The following is a 17,586-nucleotide window of genomic DNA, read 5'->3' as shown; positions in this document are numbered from 1 at the left end:
CGTCACACCGCGAGCGGACGGTCGGTGGGCGAGACCGGAGCCGGCAGGCGATCGACGCCGGTGAGCTTGCGGTCCACCGCGGCTGCGGCGGACCGGCCCTCCGCGATCGCCCACACGATCAGCGACTGACCGCGTCCGGCGTCGCCGGCGACGAACACCCCCGGCACCGTGGTCTCGTAGGAATCGTCACGCACGATGTTCCCACGCTCGTCCAGTTCGACACCCAGCTGCTCGATCAGCGGCGAACGCTCGGGGCCGACGAAGCCCATGGCCAGCAGCACCAGGTCGGCGGGCAGCTCGCGCTCGGTGCCGGGCACCGGCTCGAAGCCCTTCTCCCCGCGCCGCACCTCGACCAGCCGCAGCGCCGTCACGTGCCCGTCGACACCGGCGAACTCCTGCGTGGAGACCGCGTAGACCCGGTCGCCGCCCTCCTCGTGGGCGCTGGACGTGCGCAACATCAGCGGCCAGGTCGGCCACGGCGTCGACGGGTGCCGGGTGCCGGGCGGCTCGGGCATGATCTCCAGTTGGGTGACCGACGCGGCACCCTGCCGGTGCGCGGTGCCCAGGCAGTCGGCCCCGGTGTCGCCCCCGCCGATGATGACGACGTGCTTGCCGGCGGCGGTGATCTGGCCGGGCACCGTCTCACCGAGTGCGCTGCGGTTGGCCTGCGGCAGGTATTCCATGGCCTGGTGGACGCCGTCGAGCTCGCGACCGGGGATCGGCAGGTCGCGCCACGCCGTCGCACCTACCGCCAGCACGACCGCGTCGTAGCGCGACCGCAGCTCCTGGCCGGTGACGGCGCCGCCCACGTCGACCCCGGTGCGGATGATGGTGCCCTCCGCACGCATCTGGTCCAGCCGGCGGTCCAGGTGCCGCTTCTCCATCTTGAACTCGGGGATGCCGTAGCGCAGCAGCCCGCCGGCGCGGTCGGCCCGCTCATAGACGGCGACGGTGTGCCCGGCGCGGGTGAGCTGCTGGGCGACCGCGAGTCCGGCGGGCCCGGAACCGATCACGGCCACGGTCCGGTCGGTCAGGCGCTCCGGCGGCGACGGCACCACCCAGCCCTCGTCGACCGCCTTGTCGATGATGGCGACCTCGACGTTCTTGATGGTGACGGCGTCGTCGGCGATCGCGACGACGCACGCGGCCTCGCACGGCGCCGGGCACAGCCGCCCGGTGAACTCCGGGAAGTTGTTCGTCGCGTGCAGCCGCTCCGCCGCCACCTTCCAGTCGTCCCGCCACACCAGGTCGTTCCACTCCGGGATGAGATTGCCCAACGGGCAGCCCTGGTGGCAGAACGGGATGCCGCAGTCCATGCAGCGACCGGCCTGCTCGGTGATGATCGGCAGCAAGGTACGCCCGATGCCGGGCTCGGGGTAGACCTCGTTCCAGTCCTTGAGCCGCACGTCGACCGGCCGCGCCTTCGCGACCTGACGCGGGGTCTTCAGGAAACCTCGTGGGTCAGCCATTCGCCGCCTCCATGATCGCGACGTCGACATCGCGTCCATCGCGCTCGGCGGCGGCCTTGGCGGCGAGCACTCGCTTGTAGTCCTTGGGCATGACGAGGGTGAACCGGGCCTGGGCGACGGCCCAGTCGGCCAGCAGTGCCTCGGCGACGGCCGAGCCGGTCTCGTCGCGATGCTTCTCCACGATCTCGCGCAGCCGCCGCAGCTGGTCGGCGTCGGGCGTCTCTAGGTCGACCATCTCCGGGTTCACCAGGCTGGTGTCGAGGTCGAGCACGTAGGCGTTGCCGCCGGACATGCCCGCCGCGATGTTGCGGCCGGTGCGGCCGAGGATGACCGCGACACCGCCGGTCATGTACTCACAGGCGTGGTCGCCCACCCCCTCGACGACGGCCGTGACGCCGGAGTTGCGCACGCAGAAACGTTCCCCGACGACGCCGCGGATGAACAGCTCGCCGCCGGTGGCGCCGTAGGCTGCGACGTTGCCGGCGATGATGTTCTCCTCGGCGGTGAACCGGGCCGCGCGGTCGGGCCGGATGACGACCCGGCCGCCGGACAGCCCCTTGGCCAGGTAGTCGTTGACGTCGCCCTCCAGGCGCAGCGTCACCCCGGCCGGCAGGAACGCGCCGAACGACTGCCCGGCCGAGCCGACCAGCGTCACGTCGATGGTGCCGTCGGGCAGGCCGGTGCCACCGGTGCGCTTGGTGACCTCGTGGCCGAGCATGGTGCCCACGGTGCGGTTGACGTTGCGAACCTCCAGCTGCACCCGGACCGGGTCGCCGCTCTCCAGCGCGTCGGTGGCCAGCGCGATGAGCTGGTTGTCCAGCGCCTTCTCCAGGCCGTGGTCCTGGCTGACCACCTGCCGGCGGGCGGCGTCGTCGGGTAGCCGCGGCACGTGCAGGATCGGCGACAGGTCGAGCCCGGCGGCCTTCCAGTGGTCGACCGCCGCGGTGGTGTCGAGCATCTCCGCGTGGCCGATGGCCTCGTCGAGACTCCGGAAGCCCAGCTGCGCCAGGTACTCGCGCACCTCCTCGGCGATGTACTCGAAGAAGTTGACCACGAACTCCGGCCGCCCGGTGAACTTCTTGCGCAGCTCCGGGTTCTGGGTGGCGACGCCGACCGGGCAGGTGTCGAGGTGGCAGACCCGCATCATGATGCAGCCGGACACCACCAGCGGCGCCGTCGCGAACCCGTACTCCTCGGCACCCAGCAGCGCGGCGACCACGACGTCGCGGCCGGTCTTCAGCTGGCCGTCGGTCTGCACGACGATGCGGTCGCGCAACCCGTTGAGCAGCAGCGTCTGCTGAGTCTCGGCCAGCCCCAGCTCCCACGGGCCGCCGGCGTGCTTGAGGCTGGTCAGCGGCGCCGCGCCGGTGCCGCCGTCGTGCCCGGAGATCAGCACGACGTCCGCGTGCGCCTTCGACACGCCCGCGGCGACCGTGCCGACGCCGACCTCGGCCACCAGCTTCACGTGGATGCGCGCGGCCGGGTTGGCGTTCTTGAGGTCGTGGATGAGCTGCTTGAGGTCCTCGATGGAGTAGATGTCGTGGTGCGGCGGCGGCGAGATGAGCCCGACGCCTGGGGTGGAGTGCCGGGTGCGCGCCACCCACGGGTACACCTTGTGTCCCGGCAGCTGGCCGCCCTCGCCCGGCTTCGCGCCCTGCGCCATCTTGATCTGGATGTCGTCGGCGTTGGTCAGGTAGTCCGACGTGACGCCGAACCGGCCGCTGGCCACCTGCTTGATGGCGCTGCGCCGCTCCGGGTCGTGCAGCCGGTCGGTGTCCTCGCCGCCCTCACCGGTGTTCGACTTCGCGCCGAGCCGGTTCATGGCGATGGCGAGGGTCTCGTGCGCCTCCTTGCTGATGGACCCGTACGACATGGCGCCGGTGGAGAACCTGCGCACGATGCTCTCGACCGGCTCGACCTCGTCGATCGGCACCGCTGGGCGCTTTCCCGCCTTGAACGTGAACAGTCCGCGCAGAGTCATCAGCCGCCGGGACTGCTCGTCGACGCCCTGCGTGTACTGCTTGAACACGTCGTAGCGGCCGGCCCGGGTGGAGTGCTGCAGCCGGAAGACGGTCTCGGGGTCGAACAGGTGCGGCTCGCCCTCACGCCGCCACTGGTACTCACCGCCGATCTCCAGCCGCCGGTGCCGGGTGGCGGTGCCACCGCGCGGGTAGGCCTGCGCGTGCCGCCGGCGCACCTCCTCGGCGACGACGTCGAGGCCGACGCCGCCAAGGCGGGAGGTGGTGCCGGTGAAGTACCGGTCGACGACCTCGGACGACAGTCCCAGCGCCTCGAAGATCTGCGCGCCCGTGTACGAGGCCACCGTCGACACACCCATCTTGCTCATGACCTTGAGCACGCCCTTGCCCAGGGCCTTGATGAGGTTGGCGACGGCGTTCTCCGGCGTCACGCCCGGCAGCAGCGTGTCCTGCCGGACCAGGTCCTCGACGCTCTCCATGGCCAGGTACGGGTTGACCGCTCCGGCGCCGTAGCCGATGAGCAGCGCCACGTGGTGCACCTCGCGCACGTCGCCGGCCTCGACCACCAGGCCGACCTTGGTGCGGCTCTTCTCGCGGATCAGGTGGTGGTGCACCGCGGAGGTGAGCAGGAGTGACGGGATCGGCGCGAGCGTGGTGTCGGAGTGCCGGTCCGACAGCACGACGATGCGTGCCCCGGACTCGATGGCCTTGGACACCTCGACGCAGATCTCGTCCAGGCGCCGGGACAGCCCGGCCGCTCCGGCCGCGACGTCGAACAGCCCGCGCACCACATGGGTCGCGTAGCCGGGCAGGTCGCCGTCGCGGTTGATGTGGATGATCTTGGCGAGCTGGTCGTTGTCGATGACCGGGAACGGCAGCACCAGCTGCCGGCACGACGCCGGACCGGGGTCGAGCAGGTTGCCCTCCGGGCCGATGGTGCCGGCCAGCGACGTCACCAACTCCTCGCGGATGGCGTCCAGCGGCGGGTTCGTCACCTGCGCGAACAGCTGCGAGAAGTAGTCGAACAGCAGCCGTGGCCGCGACGAGAGTGCCGCGATGGGCGTGTCGGTGCCCATGGACCCGATCGGTTCCGCGCCCATCTTGGCCATCGGCGCGAGCAGCAGCCGTAGCTCCTCCTCGGTGTAGCCGAACGTCTGCTGCCGCCTCGTGACGCTGGCGTGGGTGTGCACGACGTGCTCGCGCTCGGGCAGCTCGTCGAGCCGGATCAGCCCGGCGTGCAGCCACTCGCCGTAGGGTTGCTCCGCGGCGAGGCTGTCCATGACCTCGTCGTCGTCCATGACCCGATGCCCGGCGACGTCGACCAGGAACATCCGGCCGGGCTCGAGGCGGCCCTTGCGCACGATGCGCTCGGGCTCGATGTCGAGGACGCCGGCCTCCGACGCGAGCACGACCAGGCCGTCGTCGGTGATCCAGTACCGGCCCGGGCGCAGGCCGTTGCGGTCCAGCACCGCGCCGACCAGGCTGCCGTCGGTGAAGACGACCGCGGCCGGGCCGTCCCAGGGCTCCATGATCGTGCTGTGGAACTCGAAGAAGTCGCGCCGGGCCGCCGAGATGCCCTGATGGTTCTCCCACGCCTCGGGGATCATCATGCGCACCGCGTGCGGCAGGCTCCGCCCGCCCAGGTGCAGCAGTTCGAGCACCTCGTCGAAGCTGGCGGAGTCGCTGCCGTCGGGCGCCACGATCGGGTACAGCCGGGCAAGGTCGGCGTCGATGACGTCGCTGGCCAGTTGCGACTCGCGGGCCCGCATCCAGTTGCGGTTGCCCATCACGGTGTTGATCTCGCCGTTGTGTGCGACGAAGCGGTACGGATGGGCCAGCGGCCAGCTCGGGAACGTGTTCGTCGAGAACCGCGAGTGGACGACGGCGATGGCGGTGGCCAGCCGCTGGTCGGACAGGTCGGGGAAGAACGGCTCCAGCTGGCCGGTCGTCAGCATGCCCTTGTAGACGATGGTGCGCGAGGACAGGCTCGGGAAGTACGCCTCCGTGGTCCGCTCCAGGCGCTTGCGCAGCGCGAACGCCATGCGGTCCAGAGCGATGCCGGCCGCGTCGCGGTGCTCCGCGGCGTCGGCGACGAAGAGCTGGCGGATGCGCGGCAGGGTGGAGCGTGCCGTCGCGCCCAGCAGCCCGGGAGTGGTGGGCACCTCGCGCCAGCCCAGGACCGTCAGGCCCTCCTCGGCCGCGATGCGCTCAGTCGCCGCGGCGATCTCGGCGGCCTGATCGTCGTCGTCGGGGACGAGGACCAGGCCGGTGGCGTAGTGACCGGGCTCGGGCAGCTCGAAGCCGGCGACCGCGCGATAGAACGCGTCGGGCACTTGCAGCAGGATGCCGGCGCCATCGCCGGAGTCCGGCTCGGCGCCCGAGGCGCCGCGGTGATCGAGATTGCTCAGAGCGGTCAACCCGTGGTCGACGATCGCGCGGCTCGGCACGCCGTCGAGCGTCGCCACGAAGGCGACACCACAGGCGTCGTGTTCGAACCGCGGGTCGTACAGGCCCTCGGGGTCAGGCATGAGGCGCATGGCACTCCCGTCGTCGAGACTGGCGGCGGGGCAGGGACGGCGATGGCCCGTGCTTCGAGTTTCGTGGAGATTACAACACTTCGAGCGCTGTGTGTTGTCGCGTCTCTCCATGATAAGTGCGGCCGGGCCGACGGTGTAGCGCGCGGAAACGTCGTTGATCACCGGTTTCTTCGCCGCCGGCGGGCGCTGGCCGTAGATCGTGAGGCTTGCGGACTGTCGGGCCGTCACACATACGTTGACATCCACGCATCATGCGACGCTTGTAACTTGTTGGCAACGTTGCGGCCTTGATCATCAACGGTTGCCGACGTCATAGCGTCGCCACCGGTTGATGATCAAGGCGTGGAGCCTTGTAGGCGGCCCGGCGGGGCTCACTCAGTCCGCGACGTCGGTCGGGGCGGTCTCGTTCGCGGGAGCCTTCTTCGCCGCCGTCTTCTTCGCCGCGGTGGTCTCCGTCGCCGTCGCCTTCGTCGTGGCGCTCGTCTTCTTCGTCGCAGTCGCCTTCTTCGTCGCCGTCGCCTTCTTCGTCGCCGTCGCCTTCTTCGCGGTGGTCTTCTTCGCCGCCGACCTTTTCGCCGGACTCTTCGGGTCCGAGCTCGCGGCGGACGCGGTGGCAGCGACGGTGGTCGCGGAGGCCGAAGCCGGGACGACCTTCTTCGCGGCGGACTTCTTCGCCGGTGCGGCCGAATCGGCGGCGGTGTCGATGGCGCCGGCCGACTCCATGAGGGTCGGTTGCTCCGCCGGCGCGGGCGTGTCAGCCGGTGCTGTCTTCTTCGCCGCTGCTGTCTTCTTCGCCGCTGCCGTCTTCTTGGTCGCGGCGGTCTTCTTGGTCGCGGCGGTCTTCTTCGCCGTGCTCGTCGCCCGCGGTCCGGCCTCGCCGCTCGCCCCGTCGGTCGCCGGCTTCGCGCCGTCGTCCGACTCGGTCTTCACCTCGGCGTTCGCCTCGGGCTTCGCGCCGCCGTCCGCCGTCGCCTCCGCGTCGCCGTCCGCCGTCGCCTCGGCGTCACCGTCGGGCTTCGGCTTCGGCGCACCGGCCGGCTCGCCACCACCGTCGCCGTCGTCATCGTCGTCGGGGAGGCTGAAGGGCGCCGCGTCGTCGTCGGAGTCGCCGGCCTTGGATTTGGCCTTGTCGGCGTCGGAGGAGTCGGCGAACGGATCCTCCTGGTCGTAGAAGCCGCGCAATGCCTCCGGGTCCTCACGGCCCGGGTGCATGCGCAGCGACCAGAAGAAGTAGGCGACGGCAGCCAGGAAGATCACGCCGGAGACCCACAGGTTGATGCGGACCCCGAGGAACTCGTTGGCGAGGTCGATGCGCAGGTACTCCCAGAAGCCGCGACCCAGGGTGTAGCCGGCGACATACAGCGCGAACAGCCGCCCGTGGCCGATCCGGTAACGCCTGTCGATCCACAGCAGCACGAGCGCGACCCCCAGCGCCCACAGCGACTCGTAGAGGAACGTCGGGTGGAAGGTCTCGGCGTCCGCGTAGCCGTCGGGCCGGAAGCCCGAGTCGATCTCCAGGCCCCAGGGCAGGTCGGTCGGCCGGCCGAAGAGCTCCTGGTTGAACCAGTTGCCCCACCGGCCCACGGCCTGGGCGATCGCGATGCCCGGCGCGAGAGCGTCCGCCATCGCCGCGAACGGGACGCCGCGGCGGCGGCAGGCGATCCAGACACCCAGCCCGCCCATCGCGATGGCGCCCCAGATGCCCAGGCCGCCCTCCCAGATGCGCAGCGCCTGCCACGGGTCCTGGCCCTCGCGGAAGTACAGCTGGTTGTCGGTGATGACGTGGTACAGCCGGCCACCGACGATGCCGAACGGCACCGCCCAGACGGCGACGTCGGCGACGACGCCGGGCTCGCCGCCGCGGGCCAGCCAGCGCCGGTTACCCAGCCAGATCGCGAGCACGATGCCGGCCATGATGCACAGGGCATACGCCCGCAGCTCGAAGCCGCCGATGCTCCAGGAGCCGTCAGCGGGGCTCGGAATGGACGCGGGCAACACGGCCGGAGTCGTGATCACAGGCGAACCGTACCGGATGGGGCGAACCGGCGGGCCATGGGTCAGCCCCTGCCCTACTCCGTCGCACCGGGTGTGGGCGTGGGGGTCGGCGTCGTCGTCCCGGTCGGCGCCGGCGTGGCGATGCTGCCGCCGGCCGCCGCGGTGTCGACCGCCGCCTGGATGCCCTCGGGCGTCCATGCGGTGGAGTCCAGCAGCTCGCCGTTGACGAACACCGTCGGGGTGGCGGTCACCTCGAACTCGCGGGCCTCGGACTCCGCCGCGCTGGCCCAGTCCTCGTAGGTGTCGTCGTTCACGCACGACTCGTAGTCGCCGCCGATGCTGGTCTGCTCGCCGAGATCGACCAGTGAACCGGTGGACCACTGGGTGCCCTGGGAGGCGAACGCCGCGTTCACGAACTCCGAGGCCATGTCCTCGTCGGCCGCGCAGGCGAAGGCGTTGTTGGCCCGGCTGGAGTAGACGCCACCGGTGAACGTGAGCGGGTGGTACACGATGTTGGCCTGGCCGGAGGAGACCAGCTCGTCGATCAGGGTGCCGTTGGCGGCCTCGAACTCCGCACAGTGGGGGCAGAGGAAGTCCATCCAGTAGTCGATCGTGACGGGCGCGTCCGGCTGGCCGACGAGGATGCCGGCGCCGTCGCCCTCGACGGCCAGACCGTTGCCGGTTCCGCTGGCGGCCGGCACGGCGACCGGACCGTCGTCCCCGCCGCGGCTGGCCGCGACCGCGACCGCGATGATGGCGACAGCGGCCACGATGGCCACCGCGACGCCGTAGCGCATCATCCGCTCACGACGGCGTTCCTGGCGGGCCTGCTCCTCGCGCATCGCCTTGATGCGTTCGCGCGCCTCGGCCTTCTTGCTGCTCATCGGTGGGCTTCCTTCGGGACGGGTCGGATCACGGAATGGGACGACAGTAGAACTTCATTGCCCCCGGCATGAGTTCCGGAGTTTACTGCGGCGAGCCCGCCGCGGCGGCATCAACGGCGGCACGGAACTCCTCGGCGCTCAGGTCGACCGGGTTGCCCTCCAGCTCCTCGCCGTTGATCAGGACGGTGGGCGTGGCCTCGTGGCCGGCGTCGCGGAAGGCTTCGCGGACCCGAGAGCCCCAGTCGGCGTACGTGCCGTCGCGCACGCACGACTCGAACTCGGGGTCGTCCAGGCCGATGGCGGCTCCGGCCTCGACGAGGTCGTCGTCGGTGTAGCCGCCGGACCGCTCCGGCGGCTGGTTCTCGAACAGCTCCGTAAGGTACTCGACCGGCCGGCCGGCGTCGATGGCGCAGCCGAAGGCGTTGGAGGCGCGGTCGGACTCCTCGCCGAGGAACGCCGCCGGGTGGTAGGCCACCCGCGCGGTGCCGTCGGCCACCACGTCCTCCAGGACCGGCCCGCTCTCCGCCTCGAACTGCCCGCAGAACGGGCACTGGAAGTCGAACCAGTAGTCGATGGTGATCGGCGCGGACTCCTCACCCACGACGATGCCGGACGCGGTGGCACCGGTCGGGATCGCCCCGGTGCCCTCCGGCCCGTCGTCGCGCACCAGGAACAGCACCAGCACGACGGCGGCCACCAGCACCGCGGCGGAGACGCCGAACCGCAGGAGGCGTTCGCGGCGGCGTTCGAGCCGGGCCCGCTCCTCCGCCTCGGCCCGCAGCCGCGCGGCACGCTGTCGCGCCTGCTCCTTCTTGCTCGCCATCAGTGCCCGCCCGTCACCACGTACTCAACGACTGCTCACCGCGTGCTCACCGGCGGCGCACTCCCCCGGCCAGCTCGCCGGCCAGCTCGGCCACCGACGCGGCCCCGGCCGGCTCGTCCGGTGCCTCGAGCATGCGCCGCACGAACGCGGACCCGACGACGACGCCGTCGGCGAACGCGGCGATCTCGGCGGCCTGGCCGGCGTCGGACACCCCCAGCCCGACGGCGACCGGCAGCTCGGTGGTGGCCCGGGTCCGCGACACGAGCACCGAGGCGGCGTCACTGACCTGGTCGCGGGTGCCGGTGACGCCCATGACGGAGGTGGCGTAGACGAAGCCGCGGCAGGACGCCGTCGTCATGGCGATGCGCTCGTCGGTGGAGGACGGCGCCACCAGGAAGACGGTGTCGAGGCCGTGCTCGCGGGCGGCCGGGAGCCACGCGTCGTCGGCGTCCGGGGTGAGGTCGGGGGTGATCACGCCGGAGCCGCCGGCCGCAGCGAGGTCGCGGGCGAACGCCGCCGCGCCGTAGCGGCCCAGCGGGTTCCAGTACGACATGACCACGGCCGGCGCGCCGGTGGCGGCGACCGCCTCGACCACCCGCAGCACGTCCGTCGTCGTCGTTCCCGCACGCAGCGCGCCGTCGACGGCGCGCTGGATGACCGGCCCGTCGATCAGCGGGTCGCTGTAGGGCAGCCCGACCTCGACGACGTCGACGCCGGCTTGCACCATGGCCCGCAGCGCCGTGATGGACCCGTCGACGCTTGGGTAGCCGGCCGGCAGGTACCCGACCAGGGCGGCCCGGCCCTCGGCGCGCGCCTTCTCGAAGGCGACCGACGTCGTCATGCGCGGACCTCCCCGGACTCATCCATGATGCCGAACCACTTGGCGGCGGTGTCGACGTCCTTGTCGCCGCGGCCGGAGAGATTCACCAGGATGACGGCGCCAGGTCCGTGCTGCTTTCCCAGCCGCTCGCCGAGGCGCCGGGCACCGGCCAGGGCGTGCGAGCTCTCGATGGCGGGGATGATCCCCTCGGTCCGGCACAGCACCCGGAACGCCTCCATGGCCTCGGCGTCGTCGACCGGCTCGTAGGCGGCCCGGCCGGTGTCCTTGAGCCACGAGTGCTCCGGCCCGACACCCGGGTAGTCCAGCCCGGCGGAGATGGAGTGCGACTCGATGGTCTGACCCATCTCGTCCTGCAGCAGGTACGACCGGGCGCCGTGCAGGACACCCGGGCTGCCGGCGGTGATGGTGGCCGCGTGCCGGCCGGTCGCGACGCCGTCGCCGCCGGCCTCGAAGCCGTACAGGGCGACGTCGGCGTCGTCCAGGAACGCGTGGAAGATGCCGATGGCGTTGGAGCCGCCGCCGACGCAGGCGGCGACCGCGTCGGGCAGCCGGCCGGTCAGGTCGAGGACCTGCTGGCGGGCCTCGACGCCGATGATGCGCTGCAGGTCGCGCACGAGCGTCGGGAACGGGTGCGGCCCGGCGACCGTGCCGAACACGTAGTTGGTGGTCTCGACGTTGGTGACCCAGTCGCGCAGCGCCTCGTTGATGGCGTCCTTGAGGGTGCGCGAGCCGGTGCTCACCGGGATCACGGTGGCGCCGAGCAGCCGCATCCGGGCGACGTTGAGCGCCTGCCGGCGGGTGTCCTCCTCGCCCATGTAGATCACGCACTCCAGGCCCATCAGCGCCGCGGCGGTCGCGGTGGCCACGCCGTGTTGGCCGGCCCCGGTCTCGGCGATGACCCGCTGCTTGCCGATGCGCTTGGTCAGCAGTGCCTGGCCCAGCACGTTGTTGATCTTGTGGGACCCGGTGTGGTTGAGGTCCTCGCGCTTGAGCAGGATGCGCGCGCCGTGCGCGGCCTCGGCACCGAACCGGGCCGCCTCGGTCAGCGGCGTCGGGCGGCCGCTGTAGGTGGTGAGCAGGTGGTCGAGCTCAGCGGTGAAGCTCGGGTCCTGCGCGGCCGCGGCGTACTCGCGGTCCAGCTCGTCCAGCGCCGCGACCAGGGCCTCGGGGACGTACCGGCCCCCGTACGGTCCGAATCGGCCGGGACGATCGGCGGCCAGGACGTGCCCGCCGCCGGGTGTGGTGTCCACCCGAGAAGCTCCTCGATGTCTTGCAGAGATGGCTGACGTGACGGATGCGCCGATGCGCCGTCACCGCGACGGTATCGCAGCCGGTCGCCGGCACAGGAATCGCTCCCGGTTTTGCCGTATGGGTTGACGGTCCGTCAGCACCGTCGTCAAGTTCCCCCGCGTCCCGAAGTTACCCTCACCCCTCTCGGTGTCGAGGTCGTGCGAGATCGCGGCCGCCGACACCCTTGATCATCAACGATCGTGGGCGCTATCACACCCACGATCGTTGATGATCATGGTTACAGCGGGGTCAGTTCTGGCGGCTGCCGCGGTTGAGGGCGGGGTGGGCGCCGGCGGCGACGAGGTCGGCGACCGCGGCGCGCGGGTCCTTGCCCGTCACCAGCGTCTCGCCGACGAGGACGGCCTCGGCGCCGGCCCGGGCGAGGTCGATGACGTCGCGGGGCGCCTTGACGCCGGACTCGGCGATCTTGACGACGCCGTCGGGCACCACCGGGGCCAGCCGCTCGAACGTCGAGGTGTCGACGTCGAGGGTCTTGAGGTTGCGGGCGTTGATGCCGATGAGCTTGGCGCCGGCGTCGGCCGCGCGCCGGACCTCGTCGGCGGTATGCGCCTCGACCAGAGGGGTCAGGCCGATGGACTCGGCCCGCTCGACCAGGCTGACCAGCGCGATCTGCTCCAGCGCGGCGACGATGAGCAGCGCCAGGTCCGCCCCGTACGCCCGCGCCTCCCACAGCTGGTAGCTGGTGACGATGAAATCCTTGCGCAGGACGGGGGCGTCGACGGCGGCCCGCACGGCCCGCAGGTCGTCGAGCGTGCCGCCGAAACGACGCTGCTCGGTGAGGACGCTGATGGCCGCCGCACCGCCGGACTCGAAGTCGCCGGCCAGCGCGGCCGGGTCGGCGATCTCGGCCAGGGAACCCCGCGACGGGCTCGACCGTTTCACCTCTGCGATGACCGAGACACCGGGAGAACGGAGCAACGGCAGAGGGTCACGAGCCGGCGGCTGTTTGGCCGCCATCGCCTTCAGCTCGTCGAGCGGGACGCGTTCTTCCCTCTCGGCGAGGTCAGCGCGCACACCCTCGATGATCTCTTCGAGAACGCTCATCTCCGCCCCTCGCCGACGCCCTGCGGCCGGATCGGTCGACCCAGCCGCTCCAGAGTAGCCACGCGCCTTCGCGCGCATCGACGTGCCCCCGGTGTTGTCACCTGGACACGCTTCCCGTCACGTCTTCGCGGCCGGTTCCAGCCGGTAACCCACGCCGCGGACCGACCGGATGCGGACCGCGTCGCCGAGCTTGCTGCGCAGGGCAGCGATGTGCACGTCCACCGTGCGCGACCCCACCGGCACGGAGTAGCCCAGCGCCTCGCACATCAGCTCGTCACGGCTGCACACCCGGCCCGGCCGGTTCATCAGGTACGCCAACACCGCCGCCTCGAGCGGCGTGAACGCGACCTCGACGCCGGCGGGGGTGACCGCACGGCGGTTGGTCGGGTCGAGCGTCACCCCGGCCACGGACACCGAGGCCGGGCCGGCTACGGCCCGGTCCGTCCGAGTCCTGCCCGGGTGACCGGCCATGGCCTACCCGCTGGTCTCCTCGCCCGCGGTCGCGGTCGCGGCATCGGCGGAGCGCCGGTCGCGGCCGGCCTGCGGGTCGATCTGGCCCAGGCCCATCATCTGCATGATCTTGCCGACGATGCCGGCGACGACGATCAACCCCACCCCACCGATCCAGAACAGCGGCCAGTTCAGCAGGATGACCGCGATGGCGCCGACCACGAAGCCGGCGAGGATGAGGATGACCGTCGTCCAGGCGGCTGGCGTGTGGCCGTGTTCGTTGTGCGCCATGCTGCGTCGTCTCCTTGCGTCCGGTTGCTGCTACGGCTCATTGTGCCGGATCGGCGCCGCATCCACGTCGGCGCCATGAAGTCAGGTTGGGTCGTCGCCGCGGTCGAGAGCCTCCCAGGCCTCACGCCCGCCTTTCACCTCGCCGGACGTGGTGCGGCCGCGCGGCGTTCGCTCGTATTTGGCGCCCATGGACGGCCAGCGCGGGCCGCGCACCGCGATCAGCAGGCCCGCGGCGAGGACCAGCACGCCGGCCGCGGTCACCGCGAGCCCCCAGCCCGGCGTCGTCGACACCTCGCTGACCGGCCCGGACGACCCAGGGGCGTCGACGATCCACGACTCGATCCGGCCGTCGAGGTCCAGCACCGCCAGCAACGCCGACACCACGAGCGTCGCGCCCAGCAGCGCCACCACCGCGCCGACGATCCGCCGTCCGACCCGCCGCACCGCCGGCACCGCGACGACGGCGGCGATGGCCACCAGCGACACCGCCGGAGCGAAGGGCAGCAGGTCGCTGCCCGACACCGTCGTCGCCGTCACCGACAGCGACGACGGCTGCTGCGCGGACCCCCACGGCCGGGACGACGCGAGGAGCCCGAGGGCGCCGCCGGCCACCAGCAGCGCCAGCGCCAGCAGGTACTCGCGTCGGACGGCGTTCACGGCTCGGGCCGCACTGGCCGCATTGACTCGGCGACGGCGATGGCCCGCAGCGCCGCCGCGGCCTTGTTGCGCGACTCGGTCCACTCCGCCTCGGGGTCGGAGTCCGCGACGATACCGGCGCCTGCCTGCACGTACGCGGCCCCGTCGTGGATCAGGGCGGTGCGGATGGCGATGGCGACGTCGAGGTCGCCGGCGAAGTCGAGGTAGCCGACGACGCCGCCGTAGACACCGCGGCGGGTGGGCTCGAGATCGTCGATGATCTCCATGGCCCGGACCTTCGGCGCACCGGACAGTGTCCCGGCCGGGAAGCAGGCGGCCAGCACGTCCAGCGCCTCGCGGTCCGGTCGCAGCCGGCCGACCACGGTCGACTCGATGTGCATGACGTGGCTGTAGCGGCGCACGGTCATGAAGTCGACCACCTCGACGGTGCCGGGTGCGCACACCCGGCCGAGGTCGTTGCGGGACAGGTCGACGAGCATCAGGTGCTCGGCGCGCTCCTTGGGGTCGGCCAGCAGCTCCTCGGCCAGCGCGGCGTCGGCCTCCGGAGTGTCGCCGCGCCAGCGGGTGCCGGCGATGGGATGCGTCATGGCGCGGTCGCCGGTGACCTTGACCAGCGCCTCCGGGCTGGAGCCCACGACGGAGTACGCGCCGTCCTCGCCGCCGTCGGGCCCGGGCAGCCGGACGAGGTACATGTACGGGCTCGGGTTGTCGCGGCGCAGCACGCGATAGACGTCGAGCGGGTCGGCGTGGGTGGGCGTCTGGAAGCGCTGCGAGAGCACGATCTGGAACGCCTCGCCGGCCCGGATCTCCTCCTTGGCCCGCTCGACGGCGGCCAGGAAGTCCGGCTTCGCGGTGCGGCTCTCGTGCCGCGGCGGGGTCGCCGGGTCGTAGGACGCCACCGACGACGGCGTCGGCTGGGCCAGCTCCGCGGTCATGCGGTCCAGTCGCCGGACGGCGTCGGCCCAGGCCTCGTCGACCCGCTCGTCGCTGTCGTCCCAGTTGACGGCGTTGGCGACCAGCAGGATGGTGCCGTCGTCGTGGTCGAGGACCGCCACATCGGTGGCGAGCAGGAACGCGAGGTCCGGGAGCCGAAGGTCGTCGACGGTGCTCTCGGGTAGCCGCTCCAGCCGGCGGACCGCGTCGTAGGCGACGAAGCCGACCAGCCCGCCGGTCAGCGGCGGCAGGCCCGGCAGCCGCGGGCTGCGCAGCGCGGCGAGCGTGCCGCGCAGGGCCTCCCACGGGTCGCCGCCCGCGGGCAGGCCAACCGGCGGGGCACCGTGCCAGACGGCCTCGCCGTCGCGCTCGGACAGCACCGCGGCCGAGTGCGCGCCGACGAACGAGTACCGCGACCACACCCCGCCGTGCTCAGCCGACTCCAGCAGGAAGGTGCCGGGGCGGTCAGCGGCGAGCTTGCGGTACACCCCGACCGGGGTCTCGCCGTCGGCCAGCAGCCGGCGCACCACCGGGATGACCCGGCACTCCTTGGCCAGCACCCGGAACGCGTCGATACCTGGCTCCGCAGGCATTCGAGTCATGCCGGCGACCCCACGACGGCGTCGAGGCGCCCCGCGTCGAAGCAGGTGCGGGTGCCGGTGTGGCAGGCCGGGCCCTCCTGGTCGACCCGGACCAGCAGGGTGTCGCCGTCGCAGTCCAGGCGCACCTCGCGTACCCACTGCCGGTTGCCCGACGTCTCGCCCTTGACCCAGTGCCGCTGCCGGCTGCGGCTCCAGTACGTGGCACGGCCGGTGGTGAGGGTGCGGTGCAGCGCCTCGGCGTCCATCCAGGCCAGCATGAGCACCTCGCCGGTGTCATGCTGCTGGACGACGGCGGGCAGCAGGCCGTCCGCGGTGAGGGTGAGCCGCGCGGCTACGGTGGGGTCTAGACCGGGCATCCACCCATTGTCGCCGACGACGCCGGGCCGACGCGCCGGAGGCCCGCATCGGCGGTTCGCATCGTGGACAGGCGGGTGACCAACTAGGGTGCCGTGGTTGGGTACATCAGGGCTGACCCGCACAGACACGTGAGGTAAGGGAGCGGTTCTCGTGGCACGCACCATCCGCACCGCGGTGGCGACGTCTTTCGCCGGCGCCGCGGTCGTGCTGATGGGCGCCTGCTCCGAGGACGGCCCGCAGCGCGACGAGGCCGGCAACATCACCGAGTCCGCTGACGACGCCGACGTCTTCGAGGTCCGCGTCGGCGACTGCCTCGGCGACTTCGGCGACTCCGCCGAGGTCAGCGAGGTCGCGCTGGCCCCGTGCGACGACGAGCACGCCCAGCAGGCCTACGCCGTGTCCGAGCTGTCCGACGGCGACTTCCCCGGCGACGAGGCCTTTCGGGCCGAGGCCGACGAGGTCTGCGTGGCCGAGTTCGAGACGTTCGTCGGCGTCCCCTACGCGGAGTCCGAGCTGGACTACACCTGGCTGCAGCCGACCGAGGAGTCCTGGGAGCAGGGCGACCGCGAGCTCGTGTGCCTGGTGTACGACCCCGCCGGGCCGGTCACCGGTTCCCTCGAAGGAGCCGGGCGCTGATCCCCGTGTCCCATCCAGAGTTCCGCCATCCGTTCGCACCTGCCGGTGCTGGATGCGCGGTCGGTAAAGACACCGTGATCCACGCGGCCGGCACCATGCCGGTCGTCCGCGGTGTGGTTCATTTCTAAGGAGACAATGATCGTGAAGGTCACGATTCGCACGACCGTCGCGGCCCTGGCCGCCGTGGCCGCGCTCAGCCTGAGCGCATGTGGGGACGACTCCGACGACACCGCCGGCGACGACGCCACCGCAACGGAGACGTCCGGCAGCGAGGAGACCGGCGGCGGGACCGACGAGCCCACCGAGGAGCCCACCGAGGAGCCCACCGAGGAGCCCACCGAGGATGAACAGACGCCCGGAGGCGAGACGCAGGACGTGTTCGACGTCGGCCTCGGCGACTGCATCAGCAACTTCAACGCCGAGGAGCAGATCAGCGAGCTGAATGTGATCCCCTGCGAGGATGAGCACGACCAGGAGGTCTTCGCGGTCTACGAGGTCGCCGACGGCGACTTCCCCGGCTCGGAGGCGTTCCAGACGCAGGTCGAGTCCGACTGCGTCGCCGAGTTCGAGACGTTCGTCGGGATGCCGTACGCCGACTCGGTCCTGGACATCCAGTGGCTGGAGCCGACCGAGGAGTCGTGGGCGCAGGGCGACCGCGAGCTGGTCTGCACCATCTACGACCCGGCCGGCCCGGTGACCGGCACCCTCGAGGGCGCCGGCCGCTGACCCGTCGCCTGACCGCATGACCTTCGGCGGTCGGCCCGCCATCGCGTGGCC

At 71.8% G+C, this 17,586-nt stretch carries 15 protein-coding genes; 2 read left to right on the top strand and 13 right to left on the bottom strand.

The window, feature by feature from the left end; translation table 11 throughout:
- Nucleotides 1-2: 2 nt before the first annotated feature.
- The 13 genes from E1269_RS18560 to hisI form a co-directional block, all read right to left on the bottom strand.
- Entirely contained in the window at nt 3-1,469 is a 1,467-nt protein-coding gene (locus E1269_RS18560; RefSeq protein WP_131897216.1) for a glutamate synthase subunit beta, read from the bottom strand.
- Entirely contained in the window at nt 1,462-5,985 is a 4,524-nt protein-coding gene (gene gltB / locus E1269_RS18555; RefSeq protein ID WP_131897214.1) for a glutamate synthase large subunit, read from the bottom strand. Before gltB ends, E1269_RS18560 begins: the two co-directional genes overlap by 8 nt.
- 375 nt (nt 5,986-6,360) lie before the next feature.
- Complete coding sequence (lgt, locus tag E1269_RS32975) at nt 6,361-8,001, bottom strand: prolipoprotein diacylglyceryl transferase (RefSeq protein ID WP_239000954.1); 1,641 nt, start codon at nt 7,999-8,001, stop codon at nt 6,361-6,363.
- A gap of 53 nt (nt 8,002-8,054) precedes the next feature.
- Complete coding sequence (locus tag E1269_RS33485) at nt 8,055-8,864, bottom strand: DsbA family protein (protein ID WP_131897212.1); 810 nt, start codon at nt 8,862-8,864, stop codon at nt 8,055-8,057.
- Nucleotides 8,865-8,946: 82 nt separating this feature from the next.
- Nucleotides 8,947-9,687 (bottom strand): DsbA family protein, encoded by a 741-nt coding sequence (locus E1269_RS18540; RefSeq protein ID WP_131897210.1) that lies wholly within the window; start codon nt 9,685-9,687, stop codon nt 8,947-8,949.
- A 46-nt stretch (nt 9,688-9,733) separates the two neighbouring features.
- Nucleotides 9,734-10,528, bottom strand: coding sequence for a tryptophan synthase subunit alpha (gene trpA, locus E1269_RS18535; RefSeq protein ID WP_131897208.1), 795 nt, complete (start codon nt 10,526-10,528; stop codon nt 9,734-9,736).
- Nucleotides 10,525-11,778 carry a tryptophan synthase subunit beta gene (gene trpB, locus E1269_RS18530; RefSeq protein WP_239000953.1) on the bottom strand — a complete coding sequence of 418 codons (1,254 nt, stop codon included), beginning with the start codon at nt 11,776-11,778 and terminating at the stop codon, nt 10,525-10,527. The genes trpA and trpB overlap by 4 nt, the downstream gene beginning before the upstream one ends.
- A gap of 289 nt (nt 11,779-12,067) precedes the next feature.
- A complete protein-coding gene (gene trpC / locus E1269_RS18525; protein WP_131897206.1) occupies nt 12,068-12,883 on the bottom strand; it encodes an indole-3-glycerol phosphate synthase TrpC in 816 nt (271 codons plus the stop codon).
- A gap of 117 nt (nt 12,884-13,000) precedes the next feature.
- Nucleotides 13,001-13,282, bottom strand: a complete 282-nt coding sequence (locus E1269_RS18520; RefSeq protein ID WP_203433868.1) for a winged helix-turn-helix domain-containing protein — start codon at nt 13,280-13,282, stop codon at nt 13,001-13,003.
- A gap of 75 nt (nt 13,283-13,357) precedes the next feature.
- On the bottom strand, nt 13,358-13,624 hold the full coding sequence (locus E1269_RS18515; RefSeq protein WP_203433866.1) for an HGxxPAAW family protein: 267 nt from the start codon (nt 13,622-13,624) through the stop codon (nt 13,358-13,360).
- Nucleotides 13,625-13,705: 81 nt separating this feature from the next.
- Entirely contained in the window at nt 13,706-14,281 is a 576-nt protein-coding gene (locus tag E1269_RS18510) for a Trp biosynthesis-associated membrane protein (protein ID WP_162606493.1), read from the bottom strand.
- Nucleotides 14,278-15,816, bottom strand: coding sequence for an anthranilate synthase component I (locus E1269_RS18505; RefSeq protein ID WP_203433864.1), 1,539 nt, complete (start codon nt 15,814-15,816; stop codon nt 14,278-14,280). The genes E1269_RS18510 and E1269_RS18505 overlap by 4 nt, the downstream gene beginning before the upstream one ends.
- Nucleotides 15,813-16,172, bottom strand: coding sequence for a phosphoribosyl-AMP cyclohydrolase (hisI, locus tag E1269_RS18500; RefSeq protein WP_131897200.1), 360 nt, complete (start codon nt 16,170-16,172; stop codon nt 15,813-15,815). The genes E1269_RS18505 and hisI overlap by 4 nt, the downstream gene beginning before the upstream one ends.
- A 151-nt stretch (nt 16,173-16,323) precedes the next feature.
- Between hisI and E1269_RS18495 the strand changes: the two genes are divergently transcribed.
- Both E1269_RS18495 and E1269_RS33870 read left to right on the top strand, forming a co-directional pair.
- The gene (locus E1269_RS18495; RefSeq protein ID WP_131897198.1) at nt 16,324-16,809 is read left to right on the top strand and encodes a septum formation family protein; all 486 of its coding nucleotides are present in this window, start codon (nt 16,324-16,326) and stop codon (nt 16,807-16,809) included.
- A 141-nt stretch (nt 16,810-16,950) separates the two neighbouring features.
- Nucleotides 16,951-17,535: a septum formation family protein gene (locus tag E1269_RS33870; protein WP_131897196.1), complete on the top strand. Its 585-nt coding sequence runs from the start codon at nt 16,951-16,953 to the stop codon at nt 17,533-17,535.
- Nucleotides 17,536-17,586: the final 51 nt, after the last annotated feature.

It is taken from the genome of Jiangella asiatica (assembly GCF_004349065.1).
GTDB lineage: Bacteria > Actinomycetota > Actinomycetes > Jiangellales > Jiangellaceae > Jiangella > Jiangella asiatica.
Note: the sequence above shows the minus strand (reverse complement) of the source record. Positions and strands in the feature narration are given on the sequence as shown.

Coding starts and splice junctions, on each gene's coding strand:
- E1269_RS33485 (WP_131897212.1), bottom strand. CDS start 8,864: ATGAGCAGCAAGAAGGCCGAGGCGCGCGAACGCATCAAGGCGATGCGC.
- E1269_RS18505 (WP_203433864.1), bottom strand. CDS start 15,816: ATGACTCGAATGCCTGCGGAGCCAGGTATCGACGCGTTCCGGGTGCTG.
- E1269_RS18540 (WP_131897210.1), bottom strand. CDS start 9,687: ATGGCGAGCAAGAAGGAGCAGGCGCGACAGCGTGCCGCGCGGCTGCGG.
- E1269_RS18515 (WP_203433866.1), bottom strand. CDS start 13,624: ATGGCGCACAACGAACACGGCCACACGCCAGCCGCCTGGACGACGGTC.
- trpA (WP_131897208.1), bottom strand. CDS start 10,528: ATGACGACGTCGGTCGCCTTCGAGAAGGCGCGCGCCGAGGGCCGGGCC.
- gltB (WP_131897214.1), bottom strand. CDS start 5,985: ATGCGCCTCATGCCTGACCCCGAGGGCCTGTACGACCCGCGGTTCGAA.
- trpC (WP_131897206.1), bottom strand. CDS start 12,883: ATGAGCGTTCTCGAAGAGATCATCGAGGGTGTGCGCGCTGACCTCGCC.
- hisI (WP_131897200.1), bottom strand. CDS start 16,172: ATGCCCGGTCTAGACCCCACCGTAGCCGCGCGGCTCACCCTCACCGCG.
- E1269_RS18560 (WP_131897216.1), bottom strand. CDS start 1,469: ATGGCTGACCCACGAGGTTTCCTGAAGACCCCGCGTCAGGTCGCGAAG.